At 37.7% G+C, this 21865-nt stretch carries 21 protein-coding genes; 16 read left to right on the forward strand and 5 right to left on the reverse strand.

Features of this window, described 5'->3' with window-relative positions; translation table 11 throughout:
* Positions 1-22: 22 nt before the first annotated feature.
* Positions 23-646 carry a DJ-1/PfpI family protein gene (locus tag B5D55_RS04575; RefSeq protein ID WP_078932819.1) on the reverse strand — a complete coding sequence of 208 codons (624 nt, stop codon included), beginning with the start codon at positions 644-646 and terminating at the stop codon, positions 23-25.
* A 17-nt stretch (positions 647-663) separates the two neighbouring features.
* On the reverse strand, positions 664-1122 hold the full coding sequence (locus B5D55_RS04580) for a GyrI-like domain-containing protein (RefSeq protein WP_078932820.1): 459 nt from the start codon (positions 1120-1122) through the stop codon (positions 664-666).
* Positions 1123-1522: 400 nt separating this feature from the next.
* Here B5D55_RS04580 and B5D55_RS04585 point away from each other — a divergent pair, with 400 nt between their 5' ends.
* The 6 genes from B5D55_RS04585 (at position 1523) to hsdR (ending at position 11104) form a co-directional block, all read left to right on the forward strand.
* Positions 1523-3094, forward strand: a complete 1572-nt coding sequence (locus tag B5D55_RS04585) for an ATP-binding protein (protein ID WP_078932821.1) — start codon at positions 1523-1525, stop codon at positions 3092-3094.
* A 40-nt stretch (positions 3095-3134) separates the two neighbouring features.
* Entirely contained in the window at positions 3135-6119 is a 2985-nt protein-coding gene (locus B5D55_RS04590) for a TOTE conflict system archaeo-eukaryotic primase domain-containing protein (protein ID WP_078932822.1), read from the forward strand.
* Positions 6120-6337: 218 nt separating this feature from the next.
* Positions 6338-7054, forward strand: a complete 717-nt coding sequence (locus B5D55_RS04595) for an aspartate/glutamate racemase family protein (RefSeq protein ID WP_200805280.1) — start codon at positions 6338-6340, stop codon at positions 7052-7054.
* A 405-nt stretch (positions 7055-7459) separates the two neighbouring features.
* Positions 7460-8101, forward strand: coding sequence for an ATP-binding protein (locus B5D55_RS11690; RefSeq protein WP_200805281.1), 642 nt, complete (start codon positions 7460-7462; stop codon positions 8099-8101).
* Positions 8088-8468 (forward strand): ATP-binding protein, encoded by a 381-nt coding sequence (locus B5D55_RS11695; protein ID WP_200805282.1) that lies wholly within the window; start codon positions 8088-8090, stop codon positions 8466-8468. Before B5D55_RS11690 ends, B5D55_RS11695 begins: the two co-directional genes overlap by 14 nt.
* A 188-nt stretch (positions 8469-8656) precedes the next feature.
* Positions 8657-11104 carry an EcoAI/FtnUII family type I restriction enzme subunit R gene (hsdR, locus tag B5D55_RS04605; protein ID WP_078932823.1) on the forward strand — a complete coding sequence of 816 codons (2448 nt, stop codon included), beginning with the start codon at positions 8657-8659 and terminating at the stop codon, positions 11102-11104.
* Between the two features lie 272 nt (positions 11105-11376).
* Here hsdR and B5D55_RS04610 read toward each other — a convergent pair whose 3' ends face one another.
* Together B5D55_RS04610 and B5D55_RS04615 are read right to left on the reverse strand one after the other, a co-directional pair.
* Positions 11377-12240, reverse strand: a complete 864-nt coding sequence (locus B5D55_RS04610; protein ID WP_143593195.1) for an IS3 family transposase — start codon at positions 12238-12240, stop codon at positions 11377-11379.
* Positions 12216-12530 carry a transposase gene (locus B5D55_RS04615; RefSeq protein WP_024468354.1) on the reverse strand — a complete coding sequence of 105 codons (315 nt, stop codon included), beginning with the start codon at positions 12528-12530 and terminating at the stop codon, positions 12216-12218. Before B5D55_RS04615 ends, B5D55_RS04610 begins: the two co-directional genes overlap by 25 nt.
* 103 nt (positions 12531-12633) lie before the next feature.
* On the opposite strand from B5D55_RS04615, the gene B5D55_RS04620 reads away from it, so the two are divergent.
* From B5D55_RS04620 to B5D55_RS11955, 10 genes are all read left to right on the forward strand, one after another.
* Positions 12634-12933 (forward strand): hypothetical protein, encoded by a 300-nt coding sequence (locus B5D55_RS04620; RefSeq protein WP_078932825.1) that lies wholly within the window; start codon positions 12634-12636, stop codon positions 12931-12933.
* The gene (locus B5D55_RS04625) at positions 12918-13226 is read left to right on the forward strand and encodes a hypothetical protein (RefSeq protein WP_078932826.1); all 309 of its coding nucleotides are present in this window, start codon (positions 12918-12920) and stop codon (positions 13224-13226) included. The genes B5D55_RS04620 and B5D55_RS04625 overlap by 16 nt, the downstream gene beginning before the upstream one ends.
* Positions 13227-13292: 66 nt before the next feature.
* Positions 13293-14537: an ATP-binding protein gene (locus B5D55_RS04630; protein WP_143593197.1), complete on the forward strand. Its 1245-nt coding sequence runs from the start codon at positions 13293-13295 to the stop codon at positions 14535-14537.
* Positions 14534-15952: a restriction endonuclease subunit S gene (locus tag B5D55_RS04635; RefSeq protein ID WP_078932827.1), complete on the forward strand. Its 1419-nt coding sequence runs from the start codon at positions 14534-14536 to the stop codon at positions 15950-15952. The genes B5D55_RS04630 and B5D55_RS04635 overlap by 4 nt, the downstream gene beginning before the upstream one ends.
* Before the next feature lie 2 nt (positions 15953-15954).
* On the forward strand, positions 15955-16995 hold the full coding sequence (locus B5D55_RS04640; protein ID WP_078932828.1) for an LPO_1073/Vpar_1526 family protein: 1041 nt from the start codon (positions 15955-15957) through the stop codon (positions 16993-16995).
* Positions 16996-17008: 13 nt separating this feature from the next.
* Entirely contained in the window at positions 17009-17581 is a 573-nt protein-coding gene (locus B5D55_RS04645; RefSeq protein ID WP_078932829.1) for a hypothetical protein, read from the forward strand.
* A 134-nt stretch (positions 17582-17715) separates the two neighbouring features.
* Positions 17716-18726 carry a virulence RhuM family protein gene (locus B5D55_RS04650; protein ID WP_078932830.1) on the forward strand — a complete coding sequence of 337 codons (1011 nt, stop codon included), beginning with the start codon at positions 17716-17718 and terminating at the stop codon, positions 18724-18726.
* Positions 18727-18780: 54 nt separating this feature from the next.
* Positions 18781-18921, forward strand: coding sequence for a hypothetical protein (locus tag B5D55_RS11700; RefSeq protein WP_200805283.1), 141 nt, complete (start codon positions 18781-18783; stop codon positions 18919-18921).
* A gap of 61 nt (positions 18922-18982) precedes the next feature.
* Positions 18983-19648, forward strand: coding sequence for a class I SAM-dependent DNA methyltransferase (locus B5D55_RS11950; RefSeq protein WP_200805284.1), 666 nt, complete (start codon positions 18983-18985; stop codon positions 19646-19648).
* Positions 19649-19668: 20 nt separating this feature from the next.
* Positions 19669-20292 (forward strand): N-6 DNA methylase, encoded by a 624-nt coding sequence (locus B5D55_RS11955; RefSeq protein WP_200805288.1) that lies wholly within the window; start codon positions 19669-19671, stop codon positions 20290-20292.
* 241 nt (positions 20293-20533) lie between these two features.
* On the opposite strand, the gene B5D55_RS04660 is transcribed toward B5D55_RS11955, so the two are convergent.
* Complete coding sequence (locus B5D55_RS04660) at positions 20534-21859, reverse strand: aminotransferase class III-fold pyridoxal phosphate-dependent enzyme (RefSeq protein WP_078932831.1); 1326 nt, start codon at positions 21857-21859, stop codon at positions 20534-20536.
* Between the last annotated feature and the right edge of the window lie 6 nt (positions 21860-21865).

The following is a 21865-nucleotide window of genomic DNA, read 5'->3' on the forward strand; positions in this document are numbered from 1 at the left end:
TATGTCTAAATTTTTCCTTTTATCACGACACCATTTGCATCAGGGCAAAAAAGTGTTCGGCTTTTCCTGTATTAAAATAATTGTACCATTCGTCTAGTGCGGCGTTTTCAAAAACATTGAGTTTCTGAAGAATAAGTTTTGTCCATAAAAGAGAGCCAGTGGCACCTGCTGTAATCAGATTATTGTGGCACACAGCCGCTTCATCAACAAAAAACTCAGAGCCTTTGTATTCTGGAACAAACATTTCAAGAAAACCTTTGCCATTACTTGTGTGCGGTCTCTTATCAAGAACGCCCTTTTTTGCAAGAGCAGCGGTTGCGCCACAAATCGCACAGACTGTTCCCCCGACTTCAATGATTTTAAGTGCCTTTTCAAGAATAGCTTCGTTTTTCGTTTCATTCCAGGAATCGGCACCAGGCAGAATCAGAACAGTATTTTCATCAGCTGAAATTTCATCAATCGTGCAGTCCGGAACAACTGAAAGTCCGCCCATAGTTTTAATTGACTCCTTTGAAACAGCCGCATGTTTAAAGATGATTTCTTCGGCATCCTTTTTAAAGAATCTTCTGGAATGTAATTCTGCCGAAATATAACCGGTTTCCCAGTCAGCCATTGTATTCAAAAGATAAAGATATACTTTTCGCATTTCAGCCTCTCTCCCGATTATTTCACGGCCAGATAAATAAAAATTGTTCCATTACCTGTAGCACAGTCTTCCTGGTACTCTTCGTAATCTCCGGTAAAAGTGCGTTCCAGCGGAGTGTTCCAGATTTGATCCCAGCTTTCTGCAACTGCTTTTGGAATTTCACCTTTTACGGTAAATTTTGCATATCTTCCGGCAGGAATTTTTTTAACAGTAAGTCCGTCTTTTTCAGCTTCGGCAATACCTTCACTTGAAATCTGGCAGCCGGCAAGAACTGTATAACTCATGTCCTGTGCATAATCGCAGTACAGCCCGACAGATTTTCTGTTCACTCGATTTTTCATTGACTGAGCTACACCAGAATAAAGCTTCTGCCAGAGTCCGCCGATTACACTTTGCATATCAGGCGAATCATTTTTTGTAACTGCAGATACTCCTGCAAAAGTCCTTTCTTCCATTTCTACGATTTCGTAATTCATAAAACACCTCAATAACTGATTATGTGGCAATTATACAAGGTTGAATATGACACCTGTCTGTCATAATATAAAATATTTTTTGAAAAATGTGAAATTTAATTATTTTTTACTTATTTTGTCAAATAAAAACAGAGGTAAAAAATAGGGCGTTCCCCTCTAAAAAAGTAAAAACTAAAAAATTGCTCCAAGTTTTCGCAATTTTTCTTAACGTTTTTTCTGTTTTAGAGGGTCGCAGTATTCTCAGGCTCGCTCAAACCGCTCGGTGCTTCGCACTTGCCTTCGGCAACCCTCCATGTTGCTAATGCAGGTTTAAACTGAAGACAATACCTGTTATCACTTTACTCCTGTGCAGTAAAAATGTTTAATAGAACAACCACCCATTTTGTGCTATAATAACCCTATGACCGAAAGATTTTTGCCAATCGGCATTCAGGATTTTGAAGATTTACGCACACGCGGCTGCATTTATGTAGACAAAACTGAACTTATCTACAAACTTGCAACAGAAGGAAAGCCTTATTTTTTAAGTCGTCCGCGTCGGTTTGGGAAAAGCCTTTTGCTTTCTACGATGGAAGCGTATTTTCTTGGCAAAAAGGAACTGTTCAAAGGTCTTGCGATTGAAAAACTTGAAAAAGAGTGGATTGAATATCCTGTTTTGAAAATCAGTTTTGGTGTGAATAGTTATGAAAATAACGAAAGATTAAAATCCCGGCTCGATTCTATTGTTTCTGAAAATGAATCTCGTTATAACATTGAAAAAAAAAGTGAAAATTCTGCCGAAAGATTTGCCAATATTATTCGTGAAGTTTCAGAAAAGTTTAACCAAAAAGTTGTCATCCTCATAGACGAATACGACAAACCGATTCTTGACGCCCTCTACACCGAATACGAAGAACAGAACCGTCAGGAACTCCGCAGTTTTTACAGCCCGTTAAAAGACAGCGACAAATATATCCGCTTTCTGTTCATCACTGGAATTACGAAAGTCAGCCATGTAAACATTTTCAGCGGATTGAACCAGCTTGATGACATCAGCATGTATGAAGATTATTCTGGTTTGTGTGGAATTTCTCAAAATGAACTGGAGCATTATTTTGAGCCGGAAATTAATGCGCTTGCCGAAAAACAGAAAATGACTGTTGATGTGGCAAAAGAGACACTTGCAAAAATGTACGACGGCTATCATTTTACTTACGATGTTGAAGGCGTTTATAATCCTTTCAGCCTTTTAAAATGTTTCAAACAAAGGCGTTTTGATTCGTACTGGTTTGATACTGCAACTCCGACAATGCTCATCAAGACTTTGGAAAAAAAGCCTTCTGATTTACTGCGTTATACAAAACCCATAATCATTCAGGAGTCCGCATTTAAAAATTACGATCCTGAAAGTGAAAGTATTCTTCCAGTTTTGTATCAAAGCGGCTATCTTACGATAAAAGATTACGATAACGATTCAGAACTTTACACGCTAGGAATTCCAAACCGCGAAGTTGAAAAAGGACTTTTTGAAATAATCATTCCAAAGTTCACAACAATCGCGACAGACGACCTTGGACTTTCGATTGAAAAGTTCAGACAGTCATTTATCCACGCAGACATAGAAAAACTTATGACATTACTCAAGGCAGCTCTTGCAGACATCCCTACAATTCTCAAAAAAAATCAGTGTGAAAATTATTACGAAACCGTAACCCATGTAATTTTCAGACAGACAGGATTCAGCGTAGTTTCAGAATTCCAGTCGATAGCCGGCCGAAGTGACACAGTAGTTACCACAAAAGACAGCGTCTTTATTTTTGAACTGAAAATGGACAAAGGCCGCCCGTTTGAAGAAGTGGCCGCAGAAGCACTTGCACAAATTGACGCTAACGGATACGCTGACCGTTTTGCCGTAAGCGGCAGACAGATGCACAAGGTGGGCGTAGTTTTCTCCAGCGACGGTAAGGGAATGTGCGGTTGGAAGGTGAAGTAAGGGAGTCAAATCATCGAAATCAAAAAGGAATAACTTTTACATGACCTTGCCACAATTCCTTGAAAAATTATCAAAATCGCAAATCACGGAAGAAGTTTTGAAATTATGCAGGCTTTATCCTGAAGTAGAAAATTATTTTGAAAATAAAATCAGCGAAATCAATTCAGAACAAAAGATAACAAAGAATTCTGCTTCAGAAAATATGTCCACTGCAATTTCTTTCGTAACCAGACTAAGTTCTCCGCAGGAAAAAATAAATTTGTTCAAGTCAATTTTTGTAGGACGTGAGGATGTTTTTGCACTGCGATGGTTTAATAAAAAGACGAATAAAAGCGGATATTCACCTGTCTGTGCAAATAAATGGCAGAGCGGAAAATGTGACTTAAAAAAGTTTTCGTGCAGTAAATGCCCGTATAAATCTTTGGTAAAACTTGATGACAGATTTTTATTTAATCATCTTGCAGGGAAAAGCGAAAATGCCTGTGATGTTATCGGACTTTATCCGCTGATGAATGGAAATGTCTGCCGTTTTCTTGCTTTTGATTTTGACAGTCATAAAGGTTTTGAAAATTCCTGGAAAGATGATGTTTTTGCCGTAAAAAGTATTTGCAAAGAATTTGATATTCCCTCTTACATGGAAATTTCCCGTTCTGGGAATGGATGCCACTTGTGGATTTTTTTCAGTGAAAATGTGTCTGCTTCTCTTGCAAGAAATCTTGGTTTTGACATTTTGAAAATGGCAATGCAAAAAAGGCATTCTCTTCCGTTTGAATCTTTTGACAGAGTTTTTCCAAATCAGAATGAAATTCCTGATGGCGGTTATGGAAATTTAATTGCACTTCCTTTGCAGGGGAAAGCCGTTAAAGATGGAAAATCTGTTTTTGTTGATGACTTTTTGAAACCTTTCTGTGACCAATGGGATTTTTTAAGTTCGATTAAAAAAATTGATGAAGCGTTTATAAAAACTGTACTTTCAAAGATTAGAAAAACACTTCCTGAATATGTAAAAGAAGAAAAGGCTGAAATTGACGAAGAAAACAGCAAATCTGTCAAAAAAGATGTTAAGTTCAACGATGATAAATCATGTTCTGAAAAAACTCCAATATTTTCAAAAGCGGATTTTCAGGAAAAAGTTTTTATCCGTCTTACGAATTATGTTGAAATCAGTAAAAAAGGAATTTCAGAAAACGCACTTCTTGCATTAAGACGGACGGCGGTGTTTTTAAATCCTGAATATTTTAAGAAACTTAAAATGCGCTTGCCGCTATATAATATTCCTCGTTATATTGACTGCTCAAAAAATATCGGAGATTTTCTTCTGCTTCCGCGTGGAGTTTTGAATAAAATTAAAGCTTTGCTGAATTCGGCAGAAGTTGAATACGAAATTGCAGATGAAAGGGAAAAAGGTTCTTCAATTGAAATTAAATTCTATGGCACATTATTTGAAAATCAAAAAACAGCGTTCAATTCACTTAAAAACGCTGACTATGGGATTCTTTCTGCCGGTACTGGATTTGGAAAAACTGTAGTTTCTGCGGCATTAATTGCAGAAAAAAAAGTCAGTACGCTTATTCTTGTTACATCAAATGCGCTTCTTGAACAATGGAAGAATCGTCTTCAGGATTTTTTGAAAATTACTCCTGGAACTATTTCTGGAGGAAAAGACAAGTTAACAGGAATTGTTGATATTGCAATCGTAAAATCGCTTTGTGAACAGAATACAGATGAATTAAAAAAACGGCGTTATAAATATGGAATGGTAATCGTGGATGAATGTCATCATGTGGCAGCTTTTCAGACAGAAAATCTTGTTTCAAGTTTCAGAGCAAAATATGTTTACGGACTTTCGGCAACACCCATAAGGCGTGACGGTCATCAAAAAATTATCTTTTATCAATGCGGATCTGTTTTGTACGAAACAACCGTCAGGCAAATGAATCAGCTGCAGACTTTTTCGCATTATTTCATTCCGCGATTTACGAGTTTTCATCTTCTGGAGAAGGAAAATTCTAAAAACAAAAACCTTAATGAATATTTTGAAAAGATGATTAAAAATGAAGCCCGGAATCTGATGATTGTCAGCGATATAAAAAAATCAATAGAAAATGGGCGGACGCCACTTGTTCTTTCTGACAGGCTTGAACATCTTGAAATTTTAAAAGAAAAGTTGACTGGATGTGCAGAAAATGTGATTCTTATTACAGGTCGTGGCACTCAAAAACAGAAAAAACAGCAGTTTGAAGAATTGAATTCCGTTCCGTCTGCTGCAACCCTTATTGTTCTTGCTACAGGAAAATATGTTGGAGAAGGTTTTGATAATCCGCGTTTTGACACGCTTATGCTTGCTCTGCCGTTCAGCTGGAAAGGACTTTTGTCTCAGTATTGCGGACGTCTGCACAGAAATTTTGAAGGCAAGGATGAAGTTCAGATTTTTGACTATGTTGATTTTCTTGTTCCTGTTTTTGACAGAATGTATCAGAATCGGCTAAAAGGTTACAGGCAGATGGATTATTCAATAAAATCCTGTTTACCAAACTCTGACAGTTCATCGGACAGTAATGAAAATTATCTAAAAGAACCTGAACAAGACTCAGGCTTAAAAGATCTTGAAACAGCAAAGAAACATTTTATAAAAGATATTTCAGATGCCAGAAGCAAAATTGTAATCTGTGCACCATATCTCTCAAAAACAGAAGTTACGGATTTTTCATTTTTTGCTTCAAAAAAAATCATCGAAGGCGTAAAAATATTTATTCTTACAAAAAAAGAGGAAGATGAACAGAAAGCTCAAAAAACCAGAACCTTGATTTCGATTCTCCAAAATGCAGGAGTACAGATTGTCTTTACAAAAAACAAAGGACAAAAACTTGCAGTAATAGATGAAAGAATCCTGTGGTATGGAAGCATAAATTTTCTTGGGTTTACTGAAAAAGATGAATGCAGCATGCGGATAAATGATTCTGCACTTGCATCAAAAATTGAAGGTGAAATCAGTTCTAAGGAAACACTGAATAAATCCTATTGAGGATTTTTCAGTGTTAACCTTGAATGTAACACTGAAAAATCACCATGGGAGGAAAAATCAACTTTTTTGCCATTATATTCAAAGTAAGTGCAAAGTTCTGTCTTTATCCTGTTGTTGCGGTTAATGAGCGGAAAAAAGATATGTTGATTCTGAACAGGAAAAAGACCTTTCGTTTTTTAGCAATTTACATTACCCAAAATCATAACTAGAATATATCTATGAATAAATTGAACACATTGAAAAAACTCGGACTGGTCGGCGGAACAGGACCGGAATCTACGGCGATTTATTACCGCGAGCTGAACAGGATTATAAATCAGAAAACCGGCGGAAAAGCGTTCCCGGAACTTTGCATAGAAAGCGTAGACTTGTACCGCACGCTCGGTTATTGCAAGGCTGGCGACGATGAGGCGCTTGTGCAGTATCTTTTGGACGCAGTGAAAAATCTTGTTGTGTGCGGAGCGGATTTTGCAGCTCTTACAGCAAATACCGTGCACAGCGTTTTTGACAGGCTTAGTGCACTTTCTCCGATTCCGCTTGTAAGCATTGTTGATGCGGTGTGCGAAGAAGCGTTCAGGCGCGGCTACAGGAAAATCGGGCTTTTGGGAACGATTTATACGATGAACGGCGCTTTTTTCAGAAATTCGTTTACCGCGCGCAAAATTGAACTTGTAACTCCGCCGGAAAACGAAAAGTCGCTTGTGAACAGCAGGATTGCCGACGAACTTGAACTTGGAATCGTAAAAGACTCCACCGTCCGCGAACTTGTTTCTGTCATTCAGGGAATGAAAGAGCGCGACGGAATTGAAGCGGTAATCCTGGGCTGCACCGAACTCCCGCTTGCCCTCAACGACAAAAACTGTTCCGTCCCGTGTCTGGACACAATGAAGATACATATCGATACGCTTTCGGAGATGGTTTTGGGGGCGGTGTAAATCCGAGTGCAAGACCTTTTAAGAATCAGCATACTTCACTGCTTGCGGCGAGGTTGCTGATTGCAAATAAAACGAAAGAAAAACCGTACTACTTTGTAATGCGTAACCCGGCAAATTCAAAAGACGGCGACAGCCTGATTACTAATTTTGAACAGATTTTCACTTATAGTCCTAATACAGTAAGAAAGATTCTCTAAACTGTTAAGTTCATTTAACAAATCTTGTTAAAAATCGTTAAGTAAACTTAACAATTTTTCAATATTGAAATATAGTATAAACTATGGAAAGACTTATAGAGGTATTCAGAAAAAAAATTGCCTCAACGGAAATGACTTTTGTCCGCAGTTTGGAAAGTCAAATCAACTGGAACGCTCGTCTCACATAAAAAAGGCTTTTTCTGGCTCGTTGGATAAAGTGCTTTATGTGAGCCTTGACAATCTTTATTTTTCTGACAACTCGCTTCTTGATTTTGTAGACAGTTTTGTAAAAAGAGGCGGAAAGTATCTCTTCCTTGATGAAGTTCACAAGTATCCAGACTGGTCGCGTGCAATCAAAAACATTTATGACGATTATCCAGAGCTGAATGTGGCTTTTACAGGCTCTTCGCTTCTTAAAATTTTAAACACACGTTCTGATTTGAACCGTCGTGCTCTTGTGTACAATTTGCAGGGGCTTTCTTTTAGGGAATATCTGAATCTTAATGCAAAAACTGACTTCCCGATTCTTTCTCTTGAAGAAATCTTGAAGGACAATGAAAATCTTTCGGCACAAATTGTTTCTAAAATCAAGCCTTTTGAATATTTTGCAGATTATCTTGAGAACGGCTATTATCCGTATTTTCTCGAAGGAATTGACGATTACTACACCCGATTGAATGAAACTGTGAACCTCATTCTGGAAATCGAACTTCCACAGCTTAGAAAACTGGATGTCGCGTATATCGTAAAAATCAAAAAGCTGCTTGCTGTAATCGGGATTCATTCCGAATGTAACAGAGATTGCTTCTTCAATTCAAATTTCCCGGCAGACTTTATTGCAGTACTTTGAATATCTGGAAGAATCAAAATTAATTTATCAAGTTTTCAAGCAGAGCCGCGGACTTGGAGCACTTGAAAAACCAGACAAGATTTTTCTTGAAAATACAAATCTTATGTATATGTTTGATGATGTCCAGACTGATATTGGAAATGTCCGTGAAACTTTTGCTTTCAATCAGCTTTCGCATAGTCACGAAGTTTTGTTTTCTGAGCAGAGTGATTTTCTTGTAGATCAAAAATACATATTTGAAGTCGGCGGAAAAAATAAAAAGCGCAGGCAGATAAAAGATATTTCTGATTCATATATTCTTGCTGACAACATTGAATATGGAACGGAGCGAAGGATTCCAATCTGGCTTTTGGGATTTTTGTATTGAAAATACCAGCCTGTGGAAAGGCTTATCCATAGGCAGCGGAATGGCGGTTCTGAGGTCTGTGGAACGGCGAGGATGCAAGGGTGGACTTGCTGCGGAAATCAGGCGGCCTGTAAAAGTGATGTTGCAAAGTCCTTCGGATTTTCTTTAGCGACAAAACAGCCTTTTGGTGCTATAGTATAACAGAAAATATGGAAACCAAATGCTCTCTTTCCGAACGCGACATTATTACAAAATATATTCTCCCCGCAATTGAAGCTTCTGGTTGGGATAAGCGAAACCAAATCAGAGAAGAGGTGTCCTTTACTGCAGGCCGTATTTTTGTAAAAGGCAAACTGACTAAACGCGGTGAAAAGAAGCGTGCAGATATTATCATTTACTATAAATCAAACATTCCTGTTGCTGTTGTAGAAGCAAAGGATAATAAGCATGCTGTTGGAGCCGGAATGCAGCAGGCTTTGGAATATGCAAGTACGCTCGATATCCCGGTTGCAATTTCAAGCAATGGTGATGGTTTTGTAATCCAATACCGCAGAAATTGCGGAGGTTCAGACGCTTCTGGCAAAGCGATAATTTCGGAAAATGCAGATCTCGATCATTTTCCGACTCCTTCAGAACTTTGGGAATGTTACAAACGCTATAATAATTTGGAATCAAACGAAGCAGAGAAAATCTCACTTTCCTCATATTTTTTTGATGCAGAAGGAAGAGCTCCTCGCTATTATCAGCGAATTGCAATTAACCGCACTGTAGAAGCTATTGCCCGCGGTCAAAACAGAATCCTTCTTGTAATGGCGACAGGAACGGGTAAAACTTATACTGCATTTCAGATTATCTACCGTCTTTGGAAAGCCGGCTGTAAAAAGCGAATCCTTTATTTAGCAGATCGCACCAATCTTATCACCCAGACAAAGAAAGGCGACTTTAAGCACTTCAAAGATAAATGCCACATCATCAGACATAAGCACATCGACAAGTCTTATGAAATATATCTTGCTCTTTATCAGGGGCTTACAAATTATGATGAAGAAACTGATGCTTACAAACAGTTCAGCCCGGATTTCTTTGATTTGATTATTGTTGATGAGTGTCATCGCGGTTCAGTTGATGAAGTCAAGGCCTGGCACAAGATTCTTTCTTATTTTTCGAGTGCAACTCAAATCGGTATGACTGCTACTCCAAAAGAAACAAAGGCACTTTCGAATATCGAATATTTTGGAGAACCGATTTATACCTACTCTCTCAAGCAGGGAATTGATGACGGCTTCTTAGCACCTTACAAAGTTCTTCGCGTTGGAATGAACATAGACCTTGAAGGCTATCGTCCTGAGCGTGGCAAAACTGATATAGACGGCGAGCTTATAGAAGACCGCCTTTACAACACAAAAGATTTTGACCGTAATATTGTAATTGATGAACGAACAGATCTTGTTGCCAGAAAGATTATGGAATATCTTACAAACTCAGACCCAATGGCAAAGACAATTGTTTTCTGTGTTGATATTGAACATGCAGAACGAATGCGACAGGCTCTTTTGAGTTATGCACCACCAGAAATAACTGAAAAATCAGATAAATACATAGTCCGCATCACAGGTGATGATCCTGTTGCAAAAGGATATCTTGAAAGCTTTATAAATCCGGAAGAACGTTTCCCTGTTATTGCAACAACCTCAAAACTCATGACAACAGGAACAGACGCAAAAACCTGTAAACTCATCGTTCTGGATTCAAACATCGGAAGCATGACAGAGTTTAAGCAGATTATTGGCCGCGGAACTCGAGTAGAAGAAGATCTTGGAAAACTCTATTTTACAATCATTGATTTTAGAAACGTCACAGATAAATTTGCAGATAAAGATTTTGATGGTGCTCCAGTAAAAATCAAAGTTTCATCACAGGACGATAAACTTTCGGAAGAAGTAATTGATGAAGGAACTGGCGATGATCAGATTGACCCGGTAACCGGTGAAAAAGTTCAGTTTGAAGAAGTGTATGGTTTTGATGATTCTGGAAATATGGAACTTGGAGAAAAAACTCCTCCCTATGGGGTGGTTGAGCCTGTCGAAACCAAGAAAGAAAAAGTATATGTAGCCGGTGTAGATGTAAGCATTCTAAGCGAACGCCGTCAGTTCCTGGACGCAAACGGAAAGCTAATAACCTGTAGTCTCAAAGAGTTTACAAAAACAGGTATTCTCACATCTTACCGTTCATTGGATAACTTCTTACAAGCCTGGAACGATGCAGAAAAGAAGCGCGCCATTATAGAAGAGCTGGAAAGTCAGGGAATTATCTTTGAAGAACTAAAAGATGAAATAAAAAATGACCTGGATATTTTTGACCTCATCTGCCACATCGCCTGGGACGCTCCAGCCCTCACAAGAAAAGAACGCGCCGAAAATGTCCGCAAACGAAACTACTGGACTAAATACGGTGACAAAGCTCGCAATGTCTTAAATGCAATTCTTGATAAATATGCCGAAACAGGAATTGAAGCCATTGAAGATATGAAGGTTCTGACAGTTCCACCAATTACAGATATTGGTACGCCGAAAGAAATCATTGATTCCTTCGGTGGAAAACCACAGTATCTTGCTGCTATAAAAGAACTCGAAGCAGAGATTTACAAGGTGGCATAGAAATGACAAAGATACTGATAATGATTATTTTGACGCTCTTTGTAAAGAAGCTCAGTTTACTGTAGAGATGTTATGCTCTGGATATACAGAAATTAGAAAAGCAAATTATGCAAAATGAGGTGTATATTTCCAGGCATTCACAAGCTTATCAACTGGATTTGAACGAATAGGAAAATTATGTTATTTACTCATTTATGCAATAGAACATGATGGTAGTTTCAACTGCGCTATTTAGTCAACACAAAATTTTCACAGGTTTAAGGTGTAAAAAATTATGCAGCCCGTTTTCTTTCCAGTTCATTGTACTGGAAGCATTTATACATTTCATCAGGTACATTGTAATCCAGCGACTGATGAAACCTCGCCGTGTTGTAGAAGTTGAAGTAGGCATTTATGCCGGCTTTCAAGTCTTTCATTGTTTCATAGCGTTTAAGATAGATGTCCTCGTACTTGAGACTTCTCCAAAGACGCTCAATTCTGATGTTATCCAAAGCCCTCTCTTTTCCGTCCATGCTGATTTGGATGTCGTAATCGACAAGAACTTTTATAAAAACATCAGATGTAAACTGGCTTCCCTGGTCTGTGTTGAAGATTGCAGGACAGCCGTATTCTTCGATTGTTTCCTTCAGAAGATTTGCATACTGCAGCGCATCCATCGTGTTGAATACGCGCCAGCTTAAGACCTTCCTTGAGAACCAGTCGATTATTGCCATCAGGTAAACATTTCCTGTCGAAAGCTTTATGTAAGTGATATCCGTTGACCATACCTGATTCGGATATCTGATTACCTTGTTTCTAAGAAGATACGGATATTTTTTGTGATATTTACAGGCCTTTGAAAGATTCTTGCCCGGAAATACCGCCGTTATCCCAAATCTTCGCATTACACGGCGTACAGTTGTTTCTGTAGTGTCTCCGCCGTTTTTGTTTATTTCTCTCCAGATTCTGCGGTAACCGTAATACGGATGTTCAATCTGGACTTCCTTGATTTTCACAAGCAGATTGAAATCTTTTTCATCCTGCTGTGAACTCGGCTCATAATAATATTGACTTCTGGAAATCCCAAGCAGTTTGCACTGCCTTGAAATGCTTAAAACCTTGTATGCAGGCTCTACAAGATTGGATCGTAGCCGTATATCTGCTTGTACTTTTTTTTTAGAAAATCAATTTCGACTTTTTGTTCACCGATTGTTTTCAAAAGACTGTCTTTTTCCTCTTCCTGTTTTCTCGTTTCTTCTGATTTCTTATTCGGTCGTTCAAAAATGTCAGCCAGTCCTGCAATTGCCTGTGCTTTCCATTGGGAAATCTGATTCGGATGAATGCCATACTTTACTGCAATTTCCTGAATTGTAGATTCTTCTCGTAATGCTTCAAGTGTAACTTTTGCCTTGAAATCCTTGCTGAATGACTGTCGTTTCTTTGCCATGTGCTAACCGCCCTGTTTAATTTATCGGCTGTTTGCACCTTAAATCTGCTCCTTTTTCTGTATCGTTTTACGCACTCATTTTAGTTTCCCGACCGATAAACAAATGAAAAATGAGATTGGACATGATATTATCAAATTGTATGAATTGATTCTCGAATTTAAAAATAAGCATGATATCAAATATGATTTTCTGCAAGATTTGGATAAACCTATTTATCAAAGTATATTAAATGTGTTATCTCGTTTTGGAAAAGGTGACCGCTATGCAAATATTGATCTTTTAATAAACAACAGGTCGTATGATGATCCTATTTCTGTTTGGTATAAAGATGTTGATTTAGTTATTTTCCAAGAAAAAATATCTGATAAGAAAAAGAAAAAATTAAGATGGATGCTTCTTTAGTACACTATCTTACCTCTAATTTTGTAATGCTAAGGCATACTGGTGAGGATGGTAAAGACATAAATACAGCTTTTGAAGGAAGTCTCAGAACTGGAATAAATGATGCAGTAGCACCTTATAGGCAATTATATGTATTTCATATAATACGTTTCTTTGTCGAGTCATTAAATATGGTAGAGTCTGTTTTTAATCATCAAAACTTTTTTGAAATTCCTTATTTTAAGGATTTTTTTAGAGTTTTTTATAATGATGATGCATATATGAAAGGACGTAAAACAATTAGCTTATTATAGTTTTTATTTTTCTTGTAATTACTCAAAAATACGGTTATACTAAATTTTGAGTAATAGGAGTTGTGTTTGATATTTACACGAGATTCATACATAAATCAGCTTATTCAAAAAAAGCAAAATGGAATGATAAAAATTGTTACTGGGTTAAGGCGTTGTGGCAAATCATTTCTTTTGTTTAAGCTATTTTACGAAAAGCTTATTTCTGATGGTACGCCAGATTCTCACATAATTAAAATTCCCCTTGATGATTTGGAATACTCTGAATTCAGGGAGAAAATATCGCTTTATAAATTCATAAAATCAAAAATTACTGACAATAAACAATATTATTGTCTTTTGGATGAGATTCAGCTCGTGGAAGGTTTTGAAGAAGTCCTTAATTCTCTTCTGCATATTCAGAATTTAGATGTATATGTTACAGGAAGTAATTCTCGCTTTCTTGTAAAAGATGTGATTACAGAATTTCGCGGACGTGGCGATGAGATAAGATTATACCCGCTTTCATTTAAGGAATTTTTTGAAAGCCGGAAAGATGAATTTATTTCTGCATGGACTGATTACTACACCTATGGCGGACTTCCTCTTGTAGCAACAATGAAAAATCATAAGGAGAAATCAGATTATCTTTCAAATCTTTTTGCTAAGGTTTATCTTACTGATGTAATTGACCGCTATAAGATTCGGAACAAAGGCGAATTCGAAGAACTTCTGGATGTAATCGCTTCTTCAATCGGCTCTCTTACAAATCCTAGAAAAATTGAAAACACTTTTAAATCAAAAGAAAAATCAACAATTACAAATAAAACAATTACATCTTATTTGAATTATCTTGAAGATGCATTTTTGATTCAGCCTTCTGAACGTTTTGATATTAAGGGGAGAAAATATATTGGTGCCAACAAAAAATATTATTTTACTGATACAGGGCTTAGAAATGCTCGGTTGAATTTTAGGCAAATAGAAGAAACTCACATAATGGAAAACGTTATATACAATGAGCTTAAAATTCGTGGTTTTAATGTTGATGTTGGAATTATAGAGTTTAATTCAAAAGACAAAAACGGAAAAACTATAAAGACACAGCTTGAATGTGATTTTGTAGCAAACCGGGGAAACGAAAAAATATACATACAATCTGCCTTAGATCTTGCCAGCGAAAAAAAGAAAGCTCAGGAAGAAAACTCTCTTTTAAGAATAAACGACAGCTTTAAAAAAATAATTATTCAAAAAGAAAAAATCATTCCACATTACGATGATAATGGAATCTACATCACCTGCCTTGAAGATTTTTTGACAGGAGATGAAATATGAGCGAATGGAAAAAAGTAAAAATTGGTGACATATGCAAAATCGTAAAAGGCACAACCGGCATCGCAAGTGCAGAGCCGGGAGAATATCCTCTTGTAGTTACAGCCGAAGAAAGAAAAACTTGTTCAACATATCAGTTCGATTGCGAAGCCGTATGCATTCCCCTTGTAAGTTCCAGCGGCCACGGCAAAAAGTCTCTCAAAAATGTCCATTATCAAAACGGAAAGTTTGCGCTCGGAACAATTCTGTGCGCCGTAATTCCAAACAATCCGCAGGAACTGGATGCGTGCTATCTCCATCAGTATCTTCAATTTTACAAAGACATAGTTCTCGTTCCTCTGATGAAAGGCGCTGCAAATGTTTCTCTTTCAATGAAAGATATTGCAACTGTAGAATTTCCCCTGCCACCAATAGAACGTCAGAGAGAGCTTTCAAATCTTTTTGTCTCGCTCCAGGAAAAACAAAAAGAACTCTCAGCCGAATATGAAAAGCAGACCGATTACGCAAAACTTCTCCGCCAGAACATTCTGCAACAAGCCATAGAAGGAAAACTCACCGCCGACTGGCGCAACCAAAATCCAGTCCAAAAAGGCAATCCCGACTACGATGCAGAAGCATTGTTTGAACAGATTCAGAAGGGGGAAGTCTCCCCCTCGCTCCAACCTGCTTCGCAGTTTTCCGCTACCCCCTCTCCTAGGGGCAAAGCCCCTAAAACCCCAGAAAATTCCCGCGAGTTTTTCGAAGAAAAACTCGATAGTGAGCGCAAGCGAACGAACAACGCCCGCTCAAAATCACTTGCTCCCATTACAGAAGAAGAAAAACCATTTGAAATTCCAGCTGGCTGGAAATGGGTAAGATTGGGAGAAATTGGAAATTGGGCTTCAGGAGCTACTCCATCAAAAAGTGAATTAACATACTATGTAAATGGTACAATCCCGTGGTTAAGAACAGGGGACTTAAACGATAACGTTATTTCTTCTTTGCCTATCACTATTACAGAAAAAGCTCTTAATGAATGTTCATTAAGATTAAATCCGATTGATTCTGTACTTATTGCAATGTATGGAGCAACCATAGGAAAAGTTGGAATTTTAAAAACTCAAGCAACAACAAATCAGGCGTGCTGTGCTTGTATTCCATATCAAAGCAATTTTTCACAATATCTTTTTTATTTATTAATTGCTTTAAGAGAATATTTTAAAGAAAAAAGTTGGGGAGCCGCACAACCAAATATTTCAAAAGAGATAATAATTAAAACACCATTTGCTCTTCCCCCATTAAAAGAACAAGAAGAAATCGTAAGCATAGTAGAAACACTTCTCGCAAAAGTAACTGAATTAGAAAATCAAATCCAAGACCGTAAATCACTGTCTGATAAACTTATCTTTGGTATAATAAAAGAAAATCTGGAGGGGTGATTATGGAATATAAGCAAGTAAATGGGAAAGATTCTACAAATCAACAAGCTGAGAAAATAATAAACAACTATGGACTTTCATATTCGGAAGTAAAAGAAATCGCGTTGGATGTTTTTAAAAATAATTTTTATCAATTATCAGCTGAAGCAAATCAACTTGCATTTGAAAGGGCAAAAAAATTTATTGAAGATTATATAGAGAAACTAATGAAAGAAAATCCTTCTGGCATAAAAAAATGTCAAGATCCGGATTTTCAATATGTGTTATTCGATGCCCAGAAAAATTATGCAAGAAGTGGAGATGACAATCAAGAAATGTTATTAATAAACCTTCTTGTCGAACTAAGTAAACAAGATGAACGTAATACCTTACAAATTGTTTTGAATGAATCTATTTCTGTTATAAACAAGCTTACTCAACGACAGATAGATTTATTGAGTTTTATTTATCTTATAAGATATACAAAGAACTCTTTAGGTCCAACAATTAACGATTTAGTTTTATACTTTACAAAATACTTTTCACCAATAATTACTGGTATTTCAGAAAACTATACAGATATTCAACATTTGTTATATACGGGATGCGGAAGCGAAAGTATTGGCTCAGTAAATATTTATAATATTATAAAAGATGCTTATCCTGGAGTATTTTCAAAAGGTTTTTCAAAAAAGGAATACGAAAGTTTACAAATACAAAAAGATTTATCAGACAATCTATTTAGAAAAGACTCTGTTATTGAAGATAAATATTATATTTATGCAACATCTTATGACGATTTAGATGGAATCGCCTCAATGCATGGATTTAATAATGATGATAAAAATAAATTAAATAATTTATTAAGGCAATCCTTAATGTCAGAAACTGAGGTTAAAAAGATAATAAGTGATAATTGTAATTTCATGTCGGAAGCTATGGAAATTTTTAATAAAACAAAGATAAGCCATTTTCTCCTATCATCAGTTGGTATTGCAATTGGCTATGCCAATATAAAACAAAAATTGGGCTCTTTTTCTGATTTAAGTATTTGGATCAAATAGAGGAGAAAACTAAATGAACAAATTTATTCAAAATAACGAAAAAACATCTCAAAACTATCAAGCGAAACAAATAACGATTAATAATAATGCAGAAAATAGTAAAGATAATACAGATTTAAAGAAATCTCACCCTATTGCCTACATAAGTACATTTATTGCAGGGGGTGTATTCACGGTAACAGTAATTATTCCTCTTATAATGTTATTTGCGAATCAAGAGATTGTTACAAAAAATTCTTATACTTTAAATAAGGACATTGAAAAGGAATATGTGTCACTCACTCAATATCTTGATTTATCAGCCCAAAATAAACAGAACGAAACCGAAATTGAAAGTTTAAAAATAACTATTAGAAAGTTGAATGAAGAAAACAATAATCAAGATTCCCATAGTGAATGGTTAAAAAGATATGATGAGTTAGCACAAGAAAGATTAGGATTTGAAAATCAGCTAAATAACTTAAATAATTTTTCAACAGGGATAAAAAATAATTCAGAGAATTCATATAAAGTAAAAAAAGATGAACTTCTAAGAAAAATACAAAGTAGAGATGAACAAATAAAAATTCTTTTAGAAAAATTGTAGTTTTACTATGTTAGGGATTGTAGGGGCGCGAAGCGTTCTTCGTAGCAAGAATGAAGGCGAATGCCGGAACCCCGAAAAGCCCGACCCGAACGTAGTGAGGGGAACACTCAGAAAAACCAAAAGGAGCAAAACAAATGCCAAACGAACTTGTAAAACAAATATCGTACATTCTCTATAAAGCAGATGAAGAAGATGTAAAAGTTAATGCGCTCCTTAAGGATGAATCTATCTGGCTTACGCAAAATTCTATGGCAGAACTTTTTGATGTTAATGTTCCTGCGGTTTCAAAACACCTTAAAAATATATATGAATGTGGGGAATTGGAGGAAGACTCAACTATTTCCATTTTGGAAACAGTTCAAAAAGAAGGCACACGGTCCGTAAAAAGAAATGTGACCTTTTATAACCTCGATGCCATTATCTCTGTAGGTTATAGAGTGAATTCTGCAAAAGCTACAAAGTTCCGTATCTGGGCTACAAATGTATTAAAGGAGTACATTAAAAAGGGCTTTGTGATGGATGATGAGCGGTTAAAACAGGGAGAAAATGTTTTTGGAAAGGATTATTTCCGTGAACTTTTGGAAAGAGTCCGCTCAATTCGTGCAAGTGAACGCAGAATCTGGCAGCAGATTACAGATATTTTTGCGGAATGTTCCATTGATTATGATAAAAACTCTGAAATTACAAAACAGTTTTATGCAACTGTTCAGAATAAGTTTCATTTTGCAATTACCGGGCAGACTGCGGCGGAAATTGTTTATGACAAGGCTGACCACAAAAAAGAACACATGGGTTTAACTACATGGAAGAGTTCTCCCGATGGCCGCATTTTGAAATCTGATGTGAACATTGCAAAAAACTATCTTTCTGAAAAGCAAATCCGTCAGCTGGAAAGAGCTGTGAGCGGTTATTTTGATTATATTGAAGATTTGATTGAGCGTGAAATTCCTTTTAATATGGAACAGTTTGCGGCAAGTGTTAATGAATTTCTTGAATTCCGTAAGTACGATATTCTTGAAGGAAACGGTAAGATTTCAAGAAATAAAGCTGACGAAAAAGCCTTTAGTGAATATGAGATTTTTAATAAGACTCAGAAGATAGATTCTGATTTTGATAAAATGATTCGAAAGCTGGAAAAGAAATAATCCCTCATAGAAAGAGGGATTATTTGAGGGATAAAAAAAACAGGAGCAGAACAAATGCCAAACATTGGTGGAATTATAAAGACATTGCAGAATATAATGCGCAAGGATCAGGGCGTTTCTGGAGATGCGCAGAGAATTGAGCAGTTGGGCTGGATTCGCATTGAGGGGCATCGCCCCGAATATAATTTCCTATAAAGAACAGCAACTTTAGTTGCTGATGATTACGCTCAAAATCATTGATGATAAGGAAGCCGAAATGGAACTTATCAGCGATGATCATGTTGCTGTGATTCCGAGCGAGCTGCAGTGGAGAAACTGGGCTGCGGACAGTGAAGGCATGACTGGAGACGCGCTTAAGGATTTTGTTGATAATAAGCTTTTTCCCGGCTTGCAGAATCTGGATGTTTCTACCGGCAACAAGCGGGCTGTTTTGATTCGCGATATTTTTGCGGGCACTAACAACTACATGAAAAACGGAACTATAATCCGCCAGGTTGTGAACAAGCTTAATGAGATTGATTTTAATGCCAGCGAAGACCGCCATATGTTCGGCGACATTTACGAAGATCTTTTGCGAGATTTGCAGAGCGCCGGTAACTACGGTGAGTTTTATACTCCGCGCGCTGTTACAGAAATCATGACCGAGATTATTAATCCGCGGCTTGGAGAAAAGGTTCTTGACCCTGCCTGTGGTACCGGTGGATTTTTGACTAGTGCAATCGAAAACATCAGAAAGCAGGATGTTCATTCTGTTGAAGATTTGAAGGTGTTGGAAGATACAATTCGTGGTCAGGAGCTTAAGCCTCTCCCTTTTATGCTTTGTGTTAGGAAAATCCTAACGGATTTTCTACGAGTTTTTGCGATGCAAAAACTCGCGGAGTCCGAACATTATGCGAGTTTGCAACGCAAACTCGTAGCATAAAAGCTCTGCTTTTATGCCTTATTCTTGCTAATCCGCCTTTTGGTGCGAGCGTAAGTGATGGTGTTGAAACTAATTATCCGGCTCAGTTCCGTACTACAGAAAGTGCCGACTTGTTTTTACTTTTGATGATCCGCTATCTTCGTGATGGTGGCCGAGCTGCGATTGTTTTGCCTGATGGTTCATTGACCGGCGATGGTGTAAAGCAGAGAATCCGCGAAGAGTTTTTGACTCAGTGTAATGTGCATACAATTGTGCGTTTGCCGAACTCTGTTTTCCAACCTTATGCATCGGTCGCTACAAATCTCTTGTTCTTTACAAAGGGCGAACCAACCCACGAAATCTGGTACTGGGAACACAAGCTTCCAGAAGGTCAGAAATCTTATTCAAAAACAAAACCTATTCAAAAGAGCGAGTTTGCTTCGCTTAAAGAATGGTGGGGGAAGCGTGTCGAAAACGAGCAGGCATGGAGAGTTCCTGTAGAAAAGATTGCTGAAAACGGCTGGAATCTTGATATTAAAAATCCATTTGTGAAGGAAGAAGAAGTTACGCATACTACGGCGGAACTTCTGGATAAGCTGAGTGTATCATTTAAAAAGAGTGATGAGTTGATTGCAGAATTACGGAATGGTTTGGCGGGAAAATAGATATTGATGCAGGTTTGAAAAATATTTTATACGAAGGCTTGCAATATTAATCCTGGAATAACAGAAGATAAGGTCGACAATGAGATTTACCCCCCCCCTCTCCCCAAAAACACACCCGGCAAACGTTTTCCAAAAACATTCACCGGGCGTTTGTTTTTATGTTTAGTTTCAGTTTATGCTGTCCGTTTCGTAAAGCGAAAGTCAAAACCTGACCGGCACTTTACCTTTTTACGGCACGTTCTTAAACGTACTTTTCGTCTATAATAGAAAGAACTTCGTCGAGTTTTGCAAGTTCTTCGTCAATCTGCGCTTCCGTGATGATAAGCGGCGGTGCGACGATGATTACGTTTTCGTGCGAATACGTAACAAATCCGCGCGACTTTAATTCTTTTACGATTGCGCCCATAACTCCGGCAGGGTCTTGTCCCCAAGGAACTAAAGGCTCGCGGGTGGCGCGGTCTTTTACAAGTTCAACGCCGCCGAAAAGTCCGATGTATCGTACATCGCCTACAGATTTGTGTTTTGACTTGAGGCTTTCAAGAACTTTACCAAGATGCTTTCCGACTTTCTGAACGTGTCCTTCGATGTCGTTTTTAAGGTAGAATTCCTGACACGCAACGCCGGCGGCACACGCAAGAGGATGACCTGAATACGTAAGTCCGCAGCTTAAATATTTGTCGTCAAAGAAATGCGCGATTTCATTTTTTACGATTGCACCTCCAAGCGGAATGTAGCCTGAGTTTACGCCTTTTGCAAAAGTAATGATATCCGGTACTACGTCAAAGTTCATATAGGCAAACATTTTTCCTGTCCTGTACCAGCCTGCCATAACTTCGTCGCAAATCATCATAATGCCGAACTCGTCACAGATTTTGCGTACGCCTTTTAAGTAGTTCTTCGGATAGATGATTATTCCGTTTGAACCTACGACTGTTTCAAGAATGATTGCCGCAATTCTGTCGCCGCCTTCAAAAATCACCTGTTCGCGCAGTTTTTCTACGTAGTAGTCGCCTTCTTCTTCCTCGCTTTCAAACTTGATTTTTTCCTGATAAGAATACGGTCCGCGAAAGTGAATGAATCCCGGAATTGCAGGTTCAAGCGCAAAGTGGCGCGGTTCGCCCGTAAGGTTTCCTGCTCCGAACGTTGAACCATGGTATGAGCGGTACTGGCTCATTACCTTAAAGCGACCTGTATACATTCGCGCAATTTTGATTGCGTTTTCGTTTGCGTCCGCTCCGCCGTTCGTAAAGAATATTTTTCCAAAGCAGTCAGGAAGCCTGTCTACAATCGACTTTGCAAGGCGTGCGCGCGGTTCTGCGCCGAACGACCCTTGAATATATGCGTATTCATCAAGCTGCGCCTTTATTGCTTCTGTCATTTCCTTGTTTGCATAGCCTGCGTTTACGTTTACCTGTTCGCTTGACATATCGGCATAGCGTTTTCCGTCCTTGTCGTATATGTAGATTCCTTCGCAATGGTCAACCGGAGTCGGATTAAGTCCGCCCTGCTTGCTCCAGCCCTGCAGAACGTATTTTGTCTGCATTTCGCTTATTTCTTTTCCTGTCATAGTAGT

It is taken from the genome of Treponema porcinum (assembly GCF_900167145.1).
Classification (GTDB): Bacteria; Spirochaetota; Spirochaetia; order Treponematales; family Treponemataceae; genus Treponema_D; species Treponema_D porcinum.

What these genes read in the sequence shown, in the direction of transcription:
- B5D55_RS04575 (WP_078932819.1), bottom strand. Translation starts at nt 646, where the DNA reads ATGCGAAAAGTATATCTTTATCTTTTGAATACAATGGCTGACTGGGAA.
- B5D55_RS04580 (WP_078932820.1), bottom strand. Translation starts at nt 1,122, where the DNA reads ATGAATTACGAAATCGTAGAAATGGAAGAAAGGACTTTTGCAGGAGTA.
- B5D55_RS04585 (WP_078932821.1), top strand. Translation starts at nt 1,523, where the DNA reads ATGACCGAAAGATTTTTGCCAATCGGCATTCAGGATTTTGAAGATTTA.
- B5D55_RS04590 (WP_078932822.1), top strand. Translation starts at nt 3,135, where the DNA reads ATGACCTTGCCACAATTCCTTGAAAAATTATCAAAATCGCAAATCACG.
- B5D55_RS04595 (WP_200805280.1), top strand. Translation starts at nt 6,338, where the DNA reads ATGAATAAATTGAACACATTGAAAAAACTCGGACTGGTCGGCGGAACA.
- hsdR (WP_078932823.1), top strand. Translation starts at nt 8,657, where the DNA reads ATGGAAACCAAATGCTCTCTTTCCGAACGCGACATTATTACAAAATAT.
- B5D55_RS04615 (WP_024468354.1), bottom strand. Translation starts at nt 12,530, where the DNA reads ATGGCAAAGAAACGACAGTCATTCAGCAAGGATTTCAAGGCAAAAGTT.
- B5D55_RS04620 (WP_078932825.1), top strand. Translation starts at nt 12,634, where the DNA reads ATGAAAAATGAGATTGGACATGATATTATCAAATTGTATGAATTGATT.
- B5D55_RS04625 (WP_078932826.1), top strand. Translation starts at nt 12,918, where the DNA reads ATGGATGCTTCTTTAGTACACTATCTTACCTCTAATTTTGTAATGCTA.
- B5D55_RS04635 (WP_078932827.1), top strand. Translation starts at nt 14,534, where the DNA reads ATGAGCGAATGGAAAAAAGTAAAAATTGGTGACATATGCAAAATCGTA.
- B5D55_RS04640 (WP_078932828.1), top strand. Translation starts at nt 15,955, where the DNA reads ATGGAATATAAGCAAGTAAATGGGAAAGATTCTACAAATCAACAAGCT.
- B5D55_RS04645 (WP_078932829.1), top strand. Translation starts at nt 17,009, where the DNA reads ATGAACAAATTTATTCAAAATAACGAAAAAACATCTCAAAACTATCAA.
- B5D55_RS04650 (WP_078932830.1), top strand. Translation starts at nt 17,716, where the DNA reads ATGCCAAACGAACTTGTAAAACAAATATCGTACATTCTCTATAAAGCA.
- B5D55_RS11700 (WP_200805283.1), top strand. Translation starts at nt 18,781, where the DNA reads ATGCCAAACATTGGTGGAATTATAAAGACATTGCAGAATATAATGCGC.
- B5D55_RS11950 (WP_200805284.1), top strand. Translation starts at nt 18,983, where the DNA reads ATGGAACTTATCAGCGATGATCATGTTGCTGTGATTCCGAGCGAGCTG.
- B5D55_RS04660 (WP_078932831.1), bottom strand. Translation starts at nt 21,859, where the DNA reads ATGACAGGAAAAGAAATAAGCGAAATGCAGACAAAATACGTTCTGCAG.